Annotated in this window: 20 protein-coding genes; 9 read left to right on the top strand and 11 right to left on the bottom strand. The window is 54.7% G+C overall.

Translation table 11 applies throughout. The features are described 5' to 3' along the window. The 3 genes from QRN55_RS23915 to QRN55_RS23905 all read left to right on the top strand — a co-directional run. Nucleotides 1–554: EAL domain-containing protein (locus QRN55_RS23915; RefSeq protein ID WP_284778556.1), on the top strand; the 554-nt coding region annotated here is incomplete at its 5' end. Between the two features lie 429 nt (nt 555–983). Then, entirely contained in the window at nt 984–1,166 is a 183-nt protein-coding gene (locus tag QRN55_RS23910) for a hypothetical protein (protein ID WP_077122492.1), read from the top strand. Nucleotides 1,167–1,192: 26 nt separating this feature from the next. Beyond that, nucleotides 1,193–1,444 (top strand): DUF6894 family protein, encoded by a 252-nt coding sequence (locus QRN55_RS23905; RefSeq protein ID WP_077122491.1) that lies wholly within the window; start codon nt 1,193–1,195, stop codon nt 1,442–1,444. Nucleotides 1,445–1,523: 79 nt separating this feature from the next. On the opposite strand, the gene QRN55_RS23900 is transcribed toward QRN55_RS23905, so the two are convergent. Further along, nucleotides 1,524–1,832, bottom strand: a complete 309-nt coding sequence (locus QRN55_RS23900; protein ID WP_280174250.1) for a SemiSWEET family sugar transporter — start codon at nt 1,830–1,832, stop codon at nt 1,524–1,526. Nucleotides 1,833–1,885: 53 nt separating this feature from the next. Continuing rightward, nucleotides 1,886–2,077: a DUF2934 domain-containing protein gene (locus tag QRN55_RS24470; RefSeq protein WP_112500344.1), complete on the bottom strand. Its 192-nt coding sequence runs from the start codon at nt 2,075–2,077 to the stop codon at nt 1,886–1,888. Nucleotides 2,078–2,548: 471 nt separating this feature from the next. Between QRN55_RS24470 and QRN55_RS23895 the strand changes: the two genes are divergently transcribed. The 3 genes from QRN55_RS23895 to QRN55_RS23885 all read left to right on the top strand — a co-directional run bounded on the left by QRN55_RS23895 (nt 2,549) and on the right by QRN55_RS23885 (nt 4,559). Beyond that, nucleotides 2,549–3,169, top strand: coding sequence for a flavodoxin family protein (locus QRN55_RS23895; protein WP_112500345.1), 621 nt, complete (start codon nt 2,549–2,551; stop codon nt 3,167–3,169). 66 nt (nt 3,170–3,235) lie between these two features. Further along, complete coding sequence (locus QRN55_RS23890; RefSeq protein WP_112500346.1) at nt 3,236–3,844, top strand: exopolysaccharide biosynthesis protein; 609 nt, start codon at nt 3,236–3,238, stop codon at nt 3,842–3,844. A 235-nt stretch (nt 3,845–4,079) separates the two neighbouring features. Beyond that, nucleotides 4,080–4,559 carry an MgtC/SapB family protein gene (locus tag QRN55_RS23885; protein ID WP_112500347.1) on the top strand — a complete coding sequence of 160 codons (480 nt, stop codon included), beginning with the start codon at nt 4,080–4,082 and terminating at the stop codon, nt 4,557–4,559. A 100-nt stretch (nt 4,560–4,659) separates the two neighbouring features. Here QRN55_RS23885 and QRN55_RS23880 read toward each other — a convergent pair whose 3' ends face one another. The 5 genes from QRN55_RS23880 to QRN55_RS23860 form a co-directional block, all read right to left on the bottom strand. After that, nucleotides 4,660–4,905 (bottom strand): DUF982 domain-containing protein, encoded by a 246-nt coding sequence (locus QRN55_RS23880; RefSeq protein ID WP_112500348.1) that lies wholly within the window; start codon nt 4,903–4,905, stop codon nt 4,660–4,662. Nucleotides 4,906–5,094: 189 nt separating this feature from the next. Continuing rightward, the gene (gene katE, locus QRN55_RS23875; protein WP_284778555.1) at nt 5,095–7,242 is read right to left on the bottom strand and encodes a catalase; all 2,148 of its coding nucleotides are present in this window, start codon (nt 7,240–7,242) and stop codon (nt 5,095–5,097) included. 106 nt (nt 7,243–7,348) lie between these two features. Continuing rightward, entirely contained in the window at nt 7,349–7,855 is a 507-nt protein-coding gene (locus QRN55_RS23870; RefSeq protein ID WP_112500350.1) for a YciE/YciF ferroxidase family protein, read from the bottom strand. Nucleotides 7,856–8,040: 185 nt separating this feature from the next. After that, nucleotides 8,041–8,877 (bottom strand): alpha/beta hydrolase, encoded by an 837-nt coding sequence (locus QRN55_RS23865; RefSeq protein ID WP_350225203.1) that lies wholly within the window; start codon nt 8,875–8,877, stop codon nt 8,041–8,043. A gap of 311 nt (nt 8,878–9,188) precedes the next feature. Beyond that, on the bottom strand, nt 9,189–9,704 hold the full coding sequence (locus QRN55_RS23860) for a PAS domain-containing protein (protein WP_112500352.1): 516 nt from the start codon (nt 9,702–9,704) through the stop codon (nt 9,189–9,191). A 197-nt stretch (nt 9,705–9,901) separates the two neighbouring features. On the opposite strand from QRN55_RS23860, the gene QRN55_RS23855 reads away from it, so the two are divergent. Further along, on the top strand, nt 9,902–10,228 hold the full coding sequence (locus QRN55_RS23855; RefSeq protein ID WP_112500353.1) for an ArsR/SmtB family transcription factor: 327 nt from the start codon (nt 9,902–9,904) through the stop codon (nt 10,226–10,228). 188 nt (nt 10,229–10,416) lie between these two features. Here QRN55_RS23855 and QRN55_RS23850 read toward each other — a convergent pair whose 3' ends face one another. Continuing rightward, a complete protein-coding gene (locus QRN55_RS23850; protein ID WP_284778554.1) occupies nt 10,417–10,770 on the bottom strand; it encodes a response regulator in 354 nt (117 codons plus the stop codon). 210 nt (nt 10,771–10,980) lie between these two features. Between QRN55_RS23850 and QRN55_RS23845 the strand changes: the two genes are divergently transcribed. Together QRN55_RS23845 and QRN55_RS23840 are read left to right on the top strand one after the other, a co-directional pair. Further along, complete coding sequence (locus QRN55_RS23845) at nt 10,981–12,015, top strand: sensor histidine kinase (RefSeq protein ID WP_502871372.1); 1,035 nt, start codon at nt 10,981–10,983, stop codon at nt 12,013–12,015. A 146-nt stretch (nt 12,016–12,161) separates the two neighbouring features. Next, nucleotides 12,162–12,404 (top strand): hypothetical protein, encoded by a 243-nt coding sequence (locus tag QRN55_RS23840; protein ID WP_112500356.1) that lies wholly within the window; start codon nt 12,162–12,164, stop codon nt 12,402–12,404. A gap of 117 nt (nt 12,405–12,521) precedes the next feature. Here QRN55_RS23840 and QRN55_RS23835 read toward each other — a convergent pair whose 3' ends face one another. The 3 genes from QRN55_RS23835 to QRN55_RS23825 form a co-directional block, all read right to left on the bottom strand. Next, the gene (locus QRN55_RS23835) at nt 12,522–17,396 is read right to left on the bottom strand and encodes a response regulator (RefSeq protein ID WP_112500357.1); all 4,875 of its coding nucleotides are present in this window, start codon (nt 17,394–17,396) and stop codon (nt 12,522–12,524) included. Between the two features lie 482 nt (nt 17,397–17,878). Continuing rightward, a complete protein-coding gene (locus tag QRN55_RS23830) occupies nt 17,879–18,511 on the bottom strand; it encodes a hypothetical protein (protein WP_112500358.1) in 633 nt (210 codons plus the stop codon). 166 nt (nt 18,512–18,677) lie between these two features. After that, nucleotides 18,678–19,544, bottom strand: a complete 867-nt coding sequence (locus QRN55_RS23825; RefSeq protein WP_284778553.1) for an SDR family oxidoreductase — start codon at nt 19,542–19,544, stop codon at nt 18,678–18,680. Nucleotides 19,545–19,754 lie beyond the last annotated feature (210 nt).

Raw genomic sequence — 19,754 nt, 5'->3', positions numbered from 1 at the left:
TGATCGCCGGGTTGCCTCCCATCAGTGTCGCCGTGAATGCATCCGCCTCCGAACTTGCTTCTGCTGGCTACCCACTGCGGGTTCTTTCTACCCTGGCCAAATGGGGGATCGAGCCGGCTCGATTGGAAATCGAGATAACAGAAAGCTTGGCCATTAATAGTGAGGAAGAGACCGACCGAAACATCGCGATGCTGAGAGAGGCAGGGGTAAGATTTGCAATCGATGATTTTGGCACCGGGTACTCGTCGTTCTCAAGAGTTCAGAACGTGACTGTTGACAGGCTCAAGATCGACAAATCGTTTATCGCCGGGATGGGCGAGGGCCGGAACAGCGCGATTGTCGAAGCGATCATCAAGATGGCGCGTGCAAACGGGCTCCGGACAACGGCCGAAGGGGTTGAAACCAACCAGCAGAGAGATGCGTTGAAATCGTTGGGCTGCGATAACATCCAGGGCTTTCTGATGTCGCGCCCAATAGCACGAGCAGAAGTTACGGCGCTTCTGCAGATGTTCGCCTTAAGACCAAGCAGGGCCGACTCGTCGACCGCTTGCTAAGTCGCAGGGGAAATGAATGCCGAGGTGCATCGTCGCTGGTAGCTTTGCGTGGAGGCAGCATCATCGGTCCTAACGGGAAATGAAAGGATCTATCTGTCCTGAGAAGTAGCCGGCGTGCGGCGTGGCATTGATGGCCTGTCGCGTTCGTTGAGACGGCGATCAAGGAGGCGCTTGGCTCTGGCGCGATCTTCAGATTCCGCAGGAAGCGCGCCTATAGTTGAGCCAATTCGCAAGGGAGGCACGGGTAAACCAGAAATCTTGGGGCGTTGGGTGGGGTTAAAATGCCTCATCAGGGTCTCTAACCGTTTCGCCAAAGGCCGCCAGGGTGTGGCACCCGTTGCAGAAGCCGCAATGTAATCTGCTGGACTGGAAGTTATCGATCGCAAGAAGTCGTATTGACCCACAAAGTCATTTTGCTGAAATTACGCCATGAGCCGGTTCGAAAAACGAAAAAACATTCATGATGAATTTTGGACCGTCATCGACTCTGTCACGGCAAGTCCGGCTACAGTCGATGACCTTCCTATTGATGCGCTGACAGAGGACGAGGCAGACGAGATGATCGCACTTCTCGAAGCCCACCATATCCAAACTGACGAACCGGGAAAATAATCGATTCCCACTCGAACGGTAACGCCATGCCAATGTATTTTTTCCGTGTCCACGATGAAGACGGCGAAATGATCGACGAGCACGGCGCTGAATTTGCGAATGACAAAAATGCGTGTGTAGAGGCGATGAAGACTGCGCGAGAACTGGCCGCGGACAGAATGATTAACGGTGACGACCTAAACGGAATCTATTTTGAGATTGCGCGCTCGGATGGGTCTTCAATGGACAGGATACTGTTGAATTCGGTGTCGAGAGGTGTGATTGCTGAAGACGCCTGACGCGCCCCCGCTCGACCCCATTCAGCCTCTCACCTATATTTAACTCGGACCGATTGTTATGGCACCCGTTCGAGAGCGCCTACGATCTTAGCTTCTTTACGAGAATGACCAGGGATAAAAAGAAACAAGCGGAATTTGTCAAGATGATAGGCCATTCGGTGCGCATCACCCCGAATGCGGTCCAGAGCGCAAATCCTGTAACCGTGAGACAGTACATTCCTGTTGAGATTGCTTTCGTATCGTCGGTCCTGACAACCTTATAGACCTGTGGAACGAAGCTTGAGACCGAACACATCGAGGCAAGGTATCCGACCAACAGAGCGGTATCCAATGAATGTTTCCTTCGTGCAGATGCTGCTATTGTGAGCGCCAGCAGGCGGCCCCTCATGACTAGTTTCGATAGTATCGACCCATTGTTGCTCTGACGAATGTCGTCCGCGGCTAACTCGTCTCTTCGTGTTTTCGGATGGCCAGTATTTCCGAACCATCAGGCGATGCGCGGGTTTGCATCATAAGCTCGTATTCTCGGACGGCTTGCAGCCAGTGTTCGTGATCGTGTCCGTTTATCTGCCCGTTTTCTTCCCAAAGTGCATATGCGCGTGCGCTGATCCAGATATCCCTTTTCTCGTTCATTGGTGCTGCTCGGGTCTCTTTGTTGATATTCAAGCCGGACTGGCAGGCCTTTCAACTGTTCAGCATCGACAATGTTCCTGGGGCTTGGAGGATTCGATTTTCTTCCTTTGCGGCGTTCAGCGAAGATAGCATCAGTCAAAGCACGAGGGTCCAGATCATATGATTTGCTGGTCTCATGGACGTCGAAGGGGATGATCGTTGTTCTCAGGTTGATCGGCACGACCGACCGATTGCGATATTCAGCGCCTCCAAATCTTGTGGGCTTATTTTCATCATCTCCATCGGTTGACCAAGTGTGACAAACTGCTGGATGCGGTCGGGTGTTCACGTGACGACCGAATGTGAACCGCATGTTTCGGGGAACCAAATACCCCGTTCCAAGGTTGGCATGGCAGTTGTTTAGCTGATCCTGGGCCGTCGATCATCCTGATAGAGATTGCTGGACGAACACACATTTTTCTGGAGGAAGATATGGCACTGAAGGTTCTTGCCCTCAACGGCACTCTCAAATCATCATCATCATCATCAACAGAGACATCGTCGACCGCACGTCTGCTTGACCTCATAGCGGAGGAATTCAAGTCTTTCGATGCAGTGACAGAGACGGTTTGGCTGGCAGATCACGACATCAAGCCCGGTGTGACGTCTGATGAGGGGGACGGCGATGCGTGGCCCGCGATAAGAACGAAAATTCTGAATGCGGACATCCTGATCATCGGCACCCCTATATGGCTTGGGCAGCCGGGAAGCGTCATAAAGCGGGGGCTGGAGCGCATGGATGCATTTTTGGAGGAAACCGATGACCAAGGTCGTATGGTTTCTTATGGAAAGGTTGCCGCTGTCGCTGTCGTTGGCAATGAGGACGGTGCTCATCATGTGTGTGCTGAAGTTTTCCAGGCCCTAAATGATGTCGGCTTTACCATCCCGGCAAACGCTGTTGCCTATTGGGTGGGTGAAGCAATGGGATCCACAAACTTCGTCGATCTTGAAGAGACGCCCGACACGGTAACGACCATGGTCCAAATGCTGGTACGGAACACAGCGCATCTCGCCAACCTTCTAAAAAGCCATCAATATCCCGCTGAGCAGTGATCGGTATCATGCAGACTAGTCTACAAACTTTGACCGGCAAAGAGAGCATATATTTGGAAACGGTATATGAAGTCAGAGGCTAATGCTGATCAACGACAGCAGGATCTCGGCGGACTTCTTCGAGATATAGAGGCGCATGCTTGGGATTCTGAACAACTATCAATTCATAATATAAGGGAAACAGTTGGCGAACGAAGTTTCGGGCCTTTTCTGACAATCCCCGCGATCATCGAAATGAGCCCGATCGGTGGAATACCAGGCCTCCCGACCGTCATCGCACTTGTCATAAGTTTTTTTGCGATCCAGATCCTGTTCGGGCGAAAGCACCTGTGGCTTCCCGATTGCCTGGAGAAAAGAAAGATAAGTGGCCCGAAGCTTGAGCGTGGAGTTGCGAAGATCCAGCCCGCATCGCAATGGATCGACAAGCTTGTTCGCCCGCGAATGGCTTGGGCGACGAAACCACCTTTTCTGCAAGGGCTGGCGGCATTGTCTATCGCCCTTTGTGCGACAGTACCACCACTCGAACTCATTCCCTTTGCAAGCACCCTACCGATGGCAGCCGTAGCTCTCATTGGCTTGTCACTCACTGCGCGCGACGGCCTGCTAGCATGTTTGGCGCTGCTGTTGTCTGCTGGAACGGGCTACGCAGTGTTCAGAACCCTATCAGAATTGTAGTGCAGGAGTAACCGGATCTCGTGTCAGTTCATCGTGCGAGCGCTTCTCAGTCTAAAGACTTCCCGCAGTTCGCTTAGCCTGTAACGGATGTTTTCCCGTGATAGGGTTCTGTCGAACAGGTATCCAATACGTTGAGGTTTGAATATACGGTTTCATGACTCCGGCTTTTCACCCCTCTATGGAAAACGGTAGAAACGAATAATGCTCGGTCATCGACAGCATCGGGGGACATCACATGGACGAATGGCTTTTATCGTTTGGCATTGAACTCAACTTTTTTCCTCATCTGATCGCACTGCTCGTAGCTTATCTTCTTGCCCTTCCCATCGGATGGGACCGCGAGCAACATGAGCGCAGCGCGGGCCTTCGGACCTTTCCGTTGGTTGCGATTGCAGCCTGTGGCTTCATACAAGCGTCGGAAAAGATCACGCTCGGCAATGCAGAGGCAACCGCCCGAGTGCTTGAAGGCCTTATCAATGGCGTCGGTTTTATCGGAGGTGGAGCGATCCTTGTCGGTAAAATGGGAACGCGCGGAACTGCAACGGCTGCGAGCATATGGGCGACAGGTGCTATTGGCGCTGCTGTCGGCTTGGGCTCATACGATACCGCGATTGTGCTCTCAGTTGTCACATTTGCCACGTTAAGACTGATGACCAACTTCAAGTCTGAGGGTAACCCAGTCGATCTCCCCGTCAATAAGACTGAGCCGGACTAATTTCATAGCGTAGAGAAACCGAGCCACATGACAATTGATATGGAAGATCGAAAGCACGATGGGTTAGATGGGATCAACATCTTGGGCCGAAATAGTTGAATTAGTGCCGGTGACGCGCTTCCGCCACCGCAGCCTCAAAAGCGGTGCGAGCCTCATCGACGGATTTATGCCCGGCTAATGCCGCCCGGCACGCGCTTCTTGCTTTTACAAAGTTCAAGCCTTGGACAGCCGGCCATTGTTCAGTCATATGGACCAGCGCGTCAAACGGGCCACTAACTTTGTAGGATCCTTTTGATGGAAAATTAAATTCAACAGGTTCGCTCCAACGAGCACTCGGTCCAGACATGTAGCGACTCCTAAAATAACGCCGCTGTAAACGTCGAAGCTTTCTAGTGGTTCCGACACGAAATGCCTCACGAATTATTTTTTTAAATCATGTCAAACCAGGCTTTTCAAGACAATGCGGAACAACGCGCGAGATCCTCATCCGAAGAGGTGAGGGAGCAGGACGGCTTCCACCGTCCCACTCCTAATCCTACTTAACGGGTGGAGATGCCTTGCCGAGCTTGACGGATTGCTCACGGCCCCAGACTCGGAGGGTGCCGAGCTTGGCGACGAAGTCTGCGGGGTCTTCATCCTGCGGCAGCGCGATGACGCCTTCGTCCAGCGCGTCGGCAAGACCGGCCTTTTGCATGAGCGGCATGGCCGATTCGACGTAGCCGATGAATTTGCAATGCTGGAAGGCATCGGCCACGAAGTCGCGTGCGGCAGCTTCATCGACGAGGTCTTCGATACCCTGCGGTGAAGTCAGCAACGCCACGGCATCGAACAGGACCGATGGACCGCCATCGATCATGTGATGGGCCTCGATCAAGCTGCCATCGGACGCCTTCACGCCGCCGACCTTAGGCGCGATCAGTTCGAAGACAGCCTTTTCCTTCGTCACCGCGTCTGTCAGTGCAGATAGCAGACCGGCATCGACACCATCGGTGACGAGAATGCCGAGCTTGCGTCCCTCAAAACGCTTCGGACCGTTTTCAACGATGCTGAGCGCGGGCGATGGGACGAGGTCCTGACGGGTCGGCATGGCCGCATCCGCAGGTTTCGGCATCGTCTGCATGCCCAGCTTCTGAGCCACGGTCGTTGCCAGCGTCTCATCGATGTTCAGCAGGTGAGATACCATGCGCTCGCGGATCGCCGGTATCTCCACTTTGCTGAGTTCGAAGGTCAGGGCCGAGGCGATATGGCGCTGTTCTGCGCCTGTCTGGCTGATGTAGAACTGGCGTGCCTGGCTGTAGTGATCGGCGAAGCTTTCAGGACGCAGGCGCGCCTTCGTGCCCTGTTCTTCCGCCGGGAAGTGGCGGTAACCGGCTGTGGGCGATTCGCGCGGACCTTCACCATGTGAGTTGGGCTGATAATTCACTCGGCCCACCGGGTTGCGCATGGCCATGTGGCCATCCTGCTGGAAATGCGCGAAAGGACACTTCGGCGCATTGATGGGCAGATGCGTAAAGTTGGGACCGCCCAGACGCTTCAACTGCGTGTCGAGATAGGAAAAGTTGCGGCCTTGCAGCAATGGATCGTTGCTGAAATCGATACCCGGCGGCACGTTCTGCGTCATGAAGGCGACCTGTTCGGTCTCGGCAAAGAAATTGTCCGGCATGCGGTCCAGCACCATGCGACCGATGGCCTTGGGCGGGAGAATTTCCTCGGGGATGATCTTGGTCGGATCGAGAATGTCGAAGTCGAAGCTGTCGGCGAAGTCCTGATCGAACAATTGCACCTGCAATTCCCATTCCGGCAAATCGCCTGACTGGATGGCGTTCCACAGGTCGCGACGGTGGAAATCCGGGTCGGCGCCGTTGATCTTAACGGCCTCGTTCCACGCGACCGACTGAAGGCCGAGTTTTGGCTTCCAGTGGAATTTGACGAAGGTGGATTTGTCATCCGCATTGACGAAGCGGAAAGTGTGGACGCCGAAGCCTTCCATGAAGCGCAGGGAGCGGGGAATGGTGCGGTCCGACATGATCCACATGACCATGTTCATGCTCTCAGGTGTCAGGCTGATGAAATCCCAGAAATTGTCATGGGCTGTCTGTGCCTGAGGGAAGGCGCGGTCCGGTTCCTGCTTGGCGGCATGGATCAGGTCGGGAAACTTGATCGCATCCTGAATGAAGAACACAGGGATGTTGTTGCCGACGAGGTCCCAGTTGCCCTCTTGCGTGTAGAGCTTGACGGCAAAGCCGCGCACATCGCGGGCAAGATCGGCAGAACCCTTGTTACCGGCAACGGTGGAGAACCGGACGAAGACCGGCGTCTTTTCGCCCTTGCGCTGGAAGATATCGGCCTTGGTATAGTCCGCAAGGGACTCATAGGTTTCGAAATAACCATGGGCGCCATAACCGCGGGCATGGACGACGCGCTCTGGAATGCGTTCGTGGTCGAAGTGGAACATTTTCTCACGGAAGTGGAAGTCGTCCACGACTAGGGGGCCGCGTGATCCGATACGCAGCGAATTCTGATCGTCGGCCACGGGTCCACCCTGTGCGGTGGTCATAACAGGCGTATCGCCCTCAGCAAACTGGTGGAGCTCGCCGCCGGAGCCACGCTGCATTTTCTGGTCGTGAATGGTCACGACGTCTGTCTCTTGCACTGATTTTGGGGCAGTTGGTTTCTTGGCCATGGAAATTCTCCGGGTGTGTTTCGAGAAGTGTGGTGACGGGCGAAGACTCCGCTCAAACTAAAAAGGCCGCCCTCTGGAAGGCGGCCGTGTCTTGATAGGTCGGAAGTTAACTGGCCTTCTTTTTTGATCCTTTAGCGTTGGCCGAAGCCTCACCAAGGGCGGTCAGTTTCTGATCTGTTGCAATCTCTTCCTGTAGATTGGCATCCAGCAAGGGAATAGCGTCGGTAAGGCCCAGTTGTTTCGCCCAGGATTTGAGCGTGCCGTACCGCGCGATCTCATAGTGCTCGACGGCTTGAGCCGAGGAAATAAGACCAGCATCTAATGCGGCGGTACCCTTATACTCCTCCATGATCTCCTCGCCTTCGGCGATAATTCCTTGGATGGCCTCGCAAGTCTTGCCGCGGGCACTTTTTCCAAGAAGTTCAAAAACTTGCTCTAGCCGCTCAATCTGTCCCTGTGTCTCATCGCGGTGCTGAAGGAAGCCTGCCTTACCCTCTTCCGACTGTGCTGCGCGTGCCATTTTCGGAAGGGCTTTCAGGATCTGTTTTTCTGCGAAATAAATATCTTTGAGCGTGTCCAGGAACAGGTCGTCCAGCGTCTTTTCAGTGGCCATTGTTCAACTCCCATCATGTTAGAAGAACCTCATCAACACGCGAAATTTATCAAAGTTCCCAATGTCATGATTATTGAGTGGCGTATTGATGCGCTAAAATTTCAGAAATATCAGATCGATCATCGCACATGATGCGGCGCTCAACACTGGTTTGAGAAGAAGTTCGATAACTGCTTTGCGATTTCCTAAGGGGCCTCTTCTGCCATGTGGTGACCGCTTTCAATGCCTTGTCTTAGCACGATCCGGTCGCTCCAGTCGGACCAAGGTTTTGCAGGGTCGCCGTAAAGGCTTTCCATATCGTCTTGCCGTGACCAAAGAACACCTAGCGGGCATTGCAGACGTCGTCCGGTTTCCCTGTCGCGTTTGTCATCGTCGTAATCGAACTCAAGTCCTGCTCGATAATCTGCAAGCATGCCATGCACCATCTCAGGGTCTCGGGTGGCTTTGAGGTAATCCCGATTATTTTCTGACCCGATGGCTGCCCCCGCAGGATACCAGAGATCAGGATTGCAACGGATTGCAGCTTCCGCCTTTTCGCTTTGCGCGAAAAAGAACCAGTGCCACCAGCTCTTCGCAAAGCGCCAATCCGCGCGACTCAAAACCTCGTAGATCGGGATGCCGTCCATAACCACGAGACCTGCAACGCTTTCGGGAAAGTCCATCGCTATCCGGAACGCGCGATACGAACCGCGGTCGTGGCCCGCGACACCAAACCTGTCATAGCCGAGCGTTCTCATACACTCATGCAACGCCGCCGCCTTTGCCTTTCCCGAACTATCCGCAAGTTTTGCTGGCTGGTAGCTCCGACCGAACCCCGGCATGTCTGCACAGACAACGGAGAACTGGTTTGCAAGCAGGGGAGCCACCCTAAACCAGGTAGAATGCGTTCTTGGATGCCCGTGTAGAAGGAGGATAGGAAAGCCGGACCCGCCATGCCGCAGACGGATCTCGCCGTAAGATGTAGGTACGAGGTGTTCAGTAAAATCGTCAAAAAAGTCTGCCAGTTTCTGTCCTCCGTGCATAGGTAAACTCCCTCAGGCCCATCACCAATGATCCTGGACCTACACCAGCGTATGGATAAATGTGCCCGCAGCTAAAGGGAATGCCAGATCGAATAACATCGCGGCTGCAGGAATGAGGCTCTGCGGTAGCCTAACCATAGATTGGAGAGCACTTGTAGTGTCAGATGTCGGCGAGGGCAAATGAGTGGTTGGTAGAAGCGCAGTAGCAATCCCACTAGACACCAGCTTCGACCTCTCTCACGAGACAGCGCGTGTGAGAACTTGTCGGTGAAGGTCTGCAAAGCGATCAATTGTCTTCTATCATTATAACGTTATTGAGGTCGGTTATTGGGGGATAGGATAGCCAATGCAGCTGACAGGTAACGGGCTGCCAGCTCGTTACCAGTGGTCATCGCTAGGCTATGCGCGAAACGACAGTGGGCCTCAAGTGCGTCATCTCCAGAAACGACACCCGGAAGGGACTTGTCCATCACCGCACCGGTGAAATACGATGGCACTCCTGTATCATCCCGAATGCAGCGGCCAAATGCGACAAGTTCTCGAGTGGCTCCATTAAATAGACGAATGCGATATGCACTGGAGGTTGGCTCTCCAGAAATGATGGCCTCATGAATGCGTTTTGCCATCAAAGGTCGGTCATGTTCCAATATTTTGGTCAATATTTGCTCGACCGCGATACCCTTTCTCAACGCGTGTTCAGGCATTTCGTAAAGCGCTGCAAAAATTGCGTCACCGAAAAGGATATTTTCAGGGACCGACCAGGTAAAGAAGCCCATTGACTGGCATGCGCCTCCTACAAATGAATTGTTGTCACTTGCAATATTCATGATTTCTCCGCCCTCGAGCCTCCATGAGGAGTTGCTATTGTAGTTTAACCAAATTAAGAAATTCGGGTTCGAAGAAGTTCCGTAGAATTTGTGCTTCGTTATCGTGCTCCAGTTCGTCCGCAGCGATCAAGCCAGTGATTGCTTCCCGTGCATTGCAGACTTGCCAGCGCTCGACCGGGAACATTAAGAGGCAAATCATGTATTCCAATACGTCTAAGGCACGCCTGCTAACGAATCTGTCCAATGCGGCCCGTCTCGAGATACTCGAAATTATCTCCGAAAGAGAGACTTCGGTGAACGAATTAGCGGCGAGATTGGAGATGAGCCAGTCAGCTGTTTCGCAACATCTTGCTCGGCTACGCGTGGATGGGCTGGTGACAACCCGGCGTGATGCTCAGACAGTTTATTACCGCTGCGCAAATCCTGGTGTGCAGCGCGTTCTAGAAATGCTGAACGAAATTTTCAGCCCGGAGTTTGATGCAGCGAATGGCACTACCCTCGCAAGGCCTCGCAAGCTTGGCTAAAGCCTGGTTACCGCTAAGGGACGTTTCCAAGTGTCTGTGTCCTGTTTTACCTTGTGAGACACTGGGTTTCTCTTGATACCGACGTAAACCCAAGAAAGGCCCGTAGCGGCAAACTCGATGGCTCGCTTCGCAAACATCGCTGCAAGCAGAGTTGTAAGATATTGTCGGTCTCTCGCGAAGGTCTGGCCTTAGCAATCGGCCAGTGTCTGGAAGTGTTTGACGATGAGTTCGAGATCGTAAGGGTTTGCTACAAATTTCGCAGTCGGCGGAAGACTGATGTCTTCCGACACGATACGACCGGACGCGACCACAATGCCCGCTTGCGGGAAGCGCGCGGCCACCTGGTGTGCAAGGTCAACGCCAGAATGTTTGCCCGGCATTTGAATGTCTGTGAAAAGAAAATGGATGAGTTCATCATTTATGAGGTCTAAGGCATCGTCAGCAGTTCCTGCTTCAATGACTGTGAACCCAGCATCCTCGAGCGCATCTATAACCGCCATCCGGATTAAGGCCTCGTCGTCCACCACCAGAACTTTGCGCATCGGCCTCTCCTCAGGTGGTCGTCAACCTTTGAAGGAACGAATTGTTCCCTACGCTGGCTTAAGTAGGCATCCTCGAACCTCGGGAACAATTAATCCGATGCGTCCTCTTCCGTTTAGAGATCGTGCTTTCGGCGGTCGTAACCATGCGTGCGATAGTTGACGTGCGAGTACGATATCACTTGATGCGAATAACTTTTTTCGAATAGACGAATGAAGAACTTTCTGTCTGATGGAGATGTCTCAATGCCGTTTAGCGATCCCAGTCACCCCCTTTGGAAGCTGGAGAACCTGCGCCGTGCCATTCATGCCGCAGGCGTAGCTTTGTGGTCCTGGAATGTGACCAATGACCAGTTTGCGATGGACGATCAGGCTTTCGATCTCTGGGGTATTGAGAAGAGCGGTGAGGTCAAATTCGAGGATCTGTCGGCTCATATTCACCCTGCTGACCGAGATCGGGTCCGCGCCGCGTTCACGGCGACGCGGGGAATTGTCGGGTCGTATGAAATTGACTTCAGAATCATGCTGGGCACTGAAATCAGGTGGATTTCGGCTCGGGGACTGGGCGACGACTCCGCTCTTCATGATGGGCACATGTTTGGTGTGTTTCTGGATGTTACCGGACGCAAGCAGGCTGAAGAGAGCAACGAATTATTGGCTGGCGAAATGAGCCATCGTGTCAAGAACTTGCTTTCGATCGCCATGGGCCTCACGAAAATCACCTCACAGTCCACGTCAAGTGCCAAGGAAATGGCGAAAGAGCTCACTGCGAGACTGGCTGCCCTTGGTCGAGCCCATGATCTGGTTCGACCAATCCCCGGAGCACAAGGGCATGCTGCTCTCTTGGGAGACCTGTTGTCTGTGCTCTTGGCACCTTATGAGGATCTTGGTGCCTTCAAGGGAAGGATTAGAGTGGCCGTCCCACGCATGGGTGTCGGCGAAGCCGCAGCAACTGCTTTGTCGCTCATTTTCCATGAGCTGGCGACCAATTCGATGAAATATGGAGCTCTGTCGGAGGAAACCGGTATTCTCGATTTGTCCGGTTCGGTTACTGGCGATGAGGTGACCCTGGTTTGGACCGAGAGCGGCGGTCCCCCGGTGGAGCCCTCTGCTGGAGCTGAAGGCTATGGAAGCAAGCTACTTCATCGAAGCGTTTCAGGACAACTCGGCGGTACGATCAGTTATGAATGGTCTGAGAAGGGCGTTGTCGTGGTATTGAAACTGAGCGCGGAAAAGCTAGCAAAGTGAACAGATCTACCAACCGACCACGGGAGTTGATTTTTGCTTCCCTGGCGCGCAATTTGACGGACTGTTAACTCTAAAACATCGTCGTCGCGCACGACCGTGACAGTTGCGATATATAATAAATACACTGCCTCAGGTCAGGAAACGGCATGAGTCTTGTTTTACAACTTCATCACAAAAACGTCTTGGAAGCCGCCGCCGCATACCGTTCATCAGTCGATGAAATTGAGGCTCACTTGCGCATTCGTGCCATGTCGAACGACGCGTCCTCTGCTGAACTCGCGCTCCTGAGACGGCTCAAGGATGAAAAGGCGTCTATCCTGCGCCAATACGAAAATTTATTAGAAGCGTTTGCGGTAGTAGCCGACACCAGCATCATCGCGGCAGAATAATCAGGTTGCGCCGCCCGTACGTCCTGAGACAATCTTTCGCAAAGTGAAATGGGCGAGGTCGCGAATAACGGCGGACCTTCAACAATTAACATATCACCAGCGGTGCTGCCATGACCTTCAAGGGCAGGACCCTTTTCTGACATGTTCGATTGCCAGTTCAAGCGCCGCTTCATCATATGGTTTTCCAAGAACGATAGCATCGGCAATCAACTCATGGTCTTCGACTCTCGGAACCTCCACCGCTCCTGATGCGAAGATGATCCCCAGGGCCTGCCGCCTGCGCCTGCAGGCTACCGCAAGGTCCGCGCCCGACATTCCCGGCAGGCCGTGGTCAGTGAGGAGGACATCAATGTCTTCCCTTTCAAACACCGACAGAGCTTCTTCTGCGCTCGTCGCTTCGAACACCGTATGGCCCATCGTCTCCAGCATATCCGTCGTGCTCATCAGGATAAGCGGCTCGTCTTCGACCAAAAGGATGCGCAAACGGGAAGGCGAGGGCACCGCGATTTCCGAAGCGACAGTCGCAGCGGTCTCTGCAGGCGGTTGGGACGGAGATGGTGCAGCGTCCGGCTGCGCAGGCGTGCGGTTGTTGAGGACGTACCGCACCTTCCTCGCCAAACCTTCGCGCGTATATGGCTTGCTTAAAAGTTCGATGCCTTCGTCAAGGCGACCACCGTGAACGATCGCGTTGTCGGTATAGCCAGAGGTAAATAGGACTGCGATGTTTGGCAACCGCTCTTTTGCTTTGCGGGCCAGTTCCGGACTGCGCAGTGGCCCAGGCATGACGACGTCGGTGAACAGGAGGTCAATTGGGACGCCACTGTCGATGACGGCGAGCCCCAACTGAGCATCGCTCGCACGAAGCACCCTGTAACCGAGATCGGTGAGAAGTTCGATGACGGTAGCGCGGACCTCTTCATCGTCCTCGACCACAAGAACGGTTTCTGATCCGCCGACCACGGGTCCGGTGTCCATGTCGACGGCAAGATCTTCCTGCTGTCGCGAACGGGGCAGGTAGATACGGATCGTCGTGCCCTCGCCGGGTTCGCTGTAAATTTTGATATGCCCTTCGGATTGTTTCACAAGCCCCCAAACCATGCTGAGACCGAGGCCAGTGCCTTTCCCGGTTGGCTTGGTTGTGAAAAATGGTTCGAAAGCCTGCTCTATGACCTCCGGCGTCATGCCCGAACCGGTGTCAGTCACCGCCAACATGACATACTGCCCAGCGGCCACATCCGCGTGTTTCGCAGCATAGGTGTCATCGAGCGACGCATTGCCGGCTTCTATCGTCAGCTTGCCGTGGCCATTCATCGCGTCGCGCGCATTGATCGCAAGATTGAGGATGGCATTTTCCACCTGGTTGGGGTCGACAAGCGTGTTCCACAAACCGCCCGATACCACCGTTTCGACCTCAATCCCTTCTCCGAGCGCGCGTCGAAGCATGTCATCGAAGCCACGGATGAGCCGGCCGAGGTTGACCACCTTTGGCTCCAATGCCTGCCGCCGTCCGAAGGCAAGAAGTTGGGATGCCAGTTTCGAACCGCGCGTGACGCCTGCCAGCGCGTTTTGTAACCGCTGCTGGGCTTTGTCATGTCCAACCATGTCCTTCGTCAGCAGCTGAAGGTTGCCACCGATGACCTGCAACAGGTTGTTGAAGTCATGGGCCACCCCACCAGTCAACTTTCCAACCGCCTCAAGTTTTTGCGATTGACGCAGTTGCTCCTCTGCGAGCCGTAATGTTTCGGCCTGCTCTTTCGCCTCAGTGACATCCCTGGCAACGGCATAGATGAGGTCGCCCTCAGGGACAGCAGTCCATGACAGCCATTTGTACGTTCCATCCTTGCAGCGAAACCTGTTTTCGAAGCTCGGTGTAATGCCACCACTTGCGAGGTGACTCACTTCGTTCCTGGTCTTTTCCACGTCGTCGTGATGTTCCAGCCATTCGGACGTCTTGCCAATGATCTCATCCGCCTGCCAGCCAAGTGTCGTCGTCCAGGCGGGATTTACGCTGGACCACACGCCATTGCGATCAGCGACGCCAAGAAGGTCACGGCTCAGGTTCCAGGTGCGATCGCGCTCTTGCGTCCGCTCTGCCACCGTGGCTTCGAGGTTTTCATTGAGATGGGCGAGCCGGGTTTCACTTTGACGTAGCGCGTCCTCTGTCCTGGTTCTCTCGGCGATTTCTTTCTGTGCCGCTTTGTATAGACGACCATTGTCGATGGCGATCGCGGCCTGCGCCGCGATGCCTGACAGCAGCCTCTCGGCGCGCTCCGTGAACACACCACGCTCGGAATGGCCGAAGAACAGCCCGCCGAGCACTTCCCCGGATCGGGACAGTACGGGAGCGGCGAGATAGCTGCAAACAGGCAAATGGCCTTTTGGCATGCCATGATGAGGGGCATTCTTTCCGTAGCGTGGATCCGCAGTAATATCGTCTGAGCGGACAATACCCTCCCCGGCAAACGTCGGCCCGAAGACCGCAGTATTGCGAGGCATCGGGAAGGACGAAAACGCATCGCGCGGCACACCTGAGAGCGTGTAGAGCATGTAGCTCTCGCCCTTATCATCGAAGACATTGTAGAAAAACGCGCCGAACTGCGCACCGGTCAGTTCGGTCGCTGCGTCGGTGACAGCCTGAACGGCCTGATCCAGATCGAGCTCTGCGGCAATGACGCTGCCAACGCGGTTAAGCGTCTCCAGTGAGCGGGCTTCTTCACGAAGGCGCTCGCCCATCTCGTGCCTCACCCGAACCATCGCGAGGGTTGCCGCCACGCGAGCACTCAGCTCTCGGGCGGAGAACGGCTTGACGAGATAGTCGTCGGCGCCTGCAGTCAGACCCTCGACACTGGCTTCCTCGCCGGCGCGTGCCGACAGCACGATGATCGGGATATCGGCAAACGCCGGTTCTGCCCGGATGGCCTGGATCAAGCCGAACCCATCGAGCCTTGGCATCATCACGTCAGACAGCAGCAGGGCAGGTTTCCTTTCCCGGATCGCCTCAAGGGCAGCCTGGCCATCATTGACGGTCTCGACTTCATAATCGGCGCTCAGCAGGCGCCGGACATAGTCGCGCATGTCGGCGTTGTCGTCAGCCAGAAGGATCCGTTGGCGCTTGGCAGAGCTCGGTCTGACTGTCGAGAGTATTTCTGCTTGGTAGTCGCCGTCATCGGGCTGAACAGGCAGCCATCTTGAGGCTTCTTCGACAAACGCGCCTGCACGGACAGATGTGGGGGCGTTGGACTGGCCCGCCTGCAGTCGATCCGCGGGTAGGTGCTGCGTTCCCTTAGGGATCGTCACCGTAAAGGTGGTGCCTCGGCCCTCTTCACTGGTGACGTCGATCGTCCCTCCATGCAGCTTAACCAGTTCCTGCACCAGCGCCAGTCCGATACCACTGCCTTCAAAGCTTCGACCTTTAGCGCCCTCAACGCGGTGGAACCGCTCGAACAGTCTCGGCAGCTCGCTTGCCGGGATCCCCGTGCCGGTGTCCTCGACGGTCAGCGTTGCTTCGTTTTTGCCAAACTTCACGCCGACGCGGATCTCGCCTTCAAAGGTAAACTTGAAAGCGTTCGACAGGAGGTTGAGTACGATCTTTTCCCACATGTCGCGGTCTACGAAGATCTCTGCTTGCGATGGAGGAGAGTCAAGTAGAAGACGAAGACCGGCCTGTTCTGTGAGCGATCGGAAGTTGCTGGCAAGCTCAGCGGTCAACGCACTGAGATCGGTTGGCTCGAAACTGGCATGAGTTCGACCGGCTTCGATCCGTGAGAAATCCAGGAGCGAGTTGACCAGTTTCAACAGTCGCATTCCGTTGCGGTGGATGACGTCAAGCCGGGCACGGGTCCCGAGTTCGCGCTCGCTCGCATCCGCCATCGCTTCCTCGAGCGGCCCGAGCATCAACGTGAGAGGTGTCCGAAACTCGTGACTGACATTGGAGAAGAACGTCGTTTTCGCACGGTCCAGTTCTGCCAGGGCTTCCGCGCGCCGGCGTTCTTCCTCATAAGCCTGAGCGTTGGCAATGGAGCCAGCGATCTGGCCGGCGATGAGCTGCAGGAAGCTTTGATAGGCCTCATCGAAAAGACGATAAGGATTGAGACCAATGATCAGCGCTCCGGCCCGCCCGGTCTCACCCGTAGGCATAACCGGAACGATTGCTGCATCAGTGGGCTGTACGCGCCACGGTCCCATCGGCAGATGGGTACCGACTTTGCCGTGGAGGTCGGAAACGAGTACGTGTTGTTGAGAGCGGAGGGCCCGCTCGATCGGCCAAACGGAATTCCTTGCGAGAACTACGGTCGTCGGAAAATTTGATCGTTTAGCATCTGTCCCGCAGGTGGCTGAGAGTTCCGCGATTTGCCCGTCCGGGCCTGTCATGTAGAGGAGGGCAAATGGCACGTCGTGCGGGTTGACGGAAAGGGCCGCTACGCCTCGTTCACAGGCATCTTGCCAAGTCCGGGCGTCTGACGCAGTTGTTGCCAATTCCCGAAGCAGGGCAAGCTGCCGTTCGCCAATGACACGCTGGGTGTCGTCGGTGTTCGCGCAGATGATACCCCCGGGAGTGCCGTCGTCATCGGGAATCGGCGTATAGGAAAATGTGTAGTAGGTCTCCTCGGGATAGCCGTTACGTTCCATGATGAGCAACTGCTCTTCGACGTAAGTTCCCTCGTGACCGCTCATCGCTGTTGCGAGCATCGGCCCAATATCGTCCCAGATTTCATTCCAAACATCGGCCGTGGGCTTGCCGAGCGCCCATGGATGTTTGCCACCTATGATAGATTTGTAGGAATCATTATAGAGATAGATCAGCTCGTCACCCCAGCCAATCCAGATCGGCTGCCGGGACAGAAGCATGATTCGAACGGCGGTCTTGAGGCTTTGCGGCCAGCGTTGTGCGGGTCCGAGCGTCGTCGATGACCAATCGTGCGCGCGCATCAGCGCACCCATTTCTCCGCCCCCAGACAGGAAGTCGAGTTCCGGATGAACAGAAGACGTCATTGGGATAGAATCGTCGCTCAACTCCCTACTCCTCAAACACGACCAAATCTGGCTTCGGCAAACACGACCGGTCCATTAGATATCCGGCATATTTTCCTTTTGGAAGTCTCCAAGCTGGAACAGGATCAATTTTTAGTCAGTGCGCGGCCCCACAGCTTTTCGCGGCACGACGCTAATGTTCAGCATTTCCCACGCGACTTGCCGGTATCACGTCACGTAGATGCGAGCCGCAACCCTTTTCTAGCGTTTGGACTCATCCGGGACAGTGATATAATTCAGCGCTCAGCGCAGACCGTAGCCATCTCTGTGCCTGTCGCAAAATCCCTTTGGACTTTGTCTGTGGCGACGTTCTAGAGGTCGCGGCTTAACACAACAGGACGACGATCATGCCGCAGATTGCCGCGTGGTCATCGTTACGATTTGTCCGCTACGGTCTCTCGGCGACGTGGGATGTGTTGCCGAGCAAGGACGAACGAGTGCGACTAGAGCTGCTCCTCAATAGCGTGGAGCAATCTTTTTCTTTCCTTCTTTGCAGTGAGTTGGCGTGTCAAGGCCGTCACCGCCCGAAGCTCAATCTCTGACTTTGAGCGATCTATCTCGAAACTGCGTGAAGCGCCGATTAGAAGGTCCTCAGACCCGTAAATACCAAGAACCGTGATCTCTACGCCTGTTGCCAGTTCTCCGAAATGGGAGTCAATAAATGCAGGTTCGTTACTCCATGACCGCGCTGCAAAGTCCAATATGCACCCGAAAGTACCCATATCGACCATTGTACCCGGTTGAAGAGGTCCTTGCCGCGTCAGACGCTGCCAATCGCTTGTTCTTCCAGATCCCCGTATATCTTCTGCATCTGTAATATAGGCATTATAGGTCATTTCTTGGGTGGTCACAGTTGCAACCACGCTTTGGATGTGGACGGGTTCACGGCTCATATTGGTCACAAGGCAGCTTGCACCCAAGGTTCGCCCCTCCCCACGGTTTATGACCAACATTGGCTTTATTTGACGAAGGTGACCTCCTACGAAGATATGAAGATAGATCGCCCAGATCAGCAGCGTGCCCAGGCTAGCTATCGCCGAAACAACGGGAGCATAGCTTTGTAAGAAAACGAGCATTTATTATCTTTTTAATAAGTGGATAAAAGCGGATGGAGTGTTCGATATTCGCTTGTGTCTGTCATCTGGATTGACTGAAAACTACTGCCATCTCACGAGACAGATTCGGCGTCCTCAAAGTCTTGAGAATGGCCGGCAGCCGAGTTGGCCGCCGGCCATGTGCGTATCAGATCATGATCTCGCCGCCCGTCACAGGAACGACGGCTCCTGTCATGTAGCTCCCTAGATCAGACGCTAGAAGAACGTAGGCCCCCGCCAGCTCTGCTGGCTGTCCAGCTCGGCCTATAAGAGTATTTTCTCCAAACTTTGCGGCTTTCTCAGCCGGCATGGTCGAGGGGATAAGGGGTGTCCAAATCGGCCCCGGAGCGACCGCATTTACTCGGATGCCTTTTTCAGCCAACATCTCAGCGAGACCCGCCGTGAAGTTTGAAATCGCGCCCTTAGTAGAAGCGTAGGCGAGCAGTTGCGGCGACGGCTGCCGTGACTGGATCGAGGTCGTATTGATGATTGAGCTGCCCGGCTTCATGTGAGGCGAGGCGGCCTTTGACAGGAAGAACGGTGCGTGGACATTGGTACGGAAAGTTTCGTCCCATTCGTCGGCCGAGATGTCGGTAATGTCGCCATAGGTTCGCTGGAATGCAGCGTTGTTTACTAGAATATCTATGCCACCAAGCTCGTCGACGGCGCGCTGAACGAGATCCCTACAGTGTTCTTCTGATTTGATGTCGCCAGGAATGACAAGAGCTTTGCGCCCGGCTTCTTCGACCCACTTCGCTGTGTCGCGAGCGTCGCCGTCCTCGTTGAGGTAGGAAATGACGATGTCGGCGCCTTCTCGGGCAAAAGCGATGGCAACGGCCTTTCCAATCCCGGAGTCGGCCCCGGTGATGAGGGCGACTTTGTCTATGAGCTTGCCAGCACCCTTGTAGGATTTTTCGCCATGATCCGGGACCGGTTTCATCTCCGCTGTCTGGCCTGGTGGCTGCTGCTGTTGTTCAGGATAGGGCCGAGTAGGGTGTCGGGTGTCGTCCATCATATTTCTCCTTTTTAGAGGTCAGGGCGATAAACCGTGAAGCGCGCTACGGGTTCCACCCAGTGAATTCGAGTTCGGATGGTACAGTCGGCAGCCGCGCTTTCCGCTCAACAGATTCACATCACGTCGGCCGCTCGTTTTGCGAGGCGGTTCGAATTCCCCATTAGTGCTTACATCCATAATTTGCTTCGCCTAGAGCGCCATACGGCTGTT

It is taken from the genome of Agrobacterium sp. lyk4-40-TYG-31, assembly GCF_030209855.1.
Classification (GTDB): domain Bacteria; phylum Pseudomonadota; class Alphaproteobacteria; order Rhizobiales; family Rhizobiaceae; genus Agrobacterium; species Agrobacterium vaccinii.
This window is presented reverse-complemented; position numbering and strand designations above follow the sequence as displayed.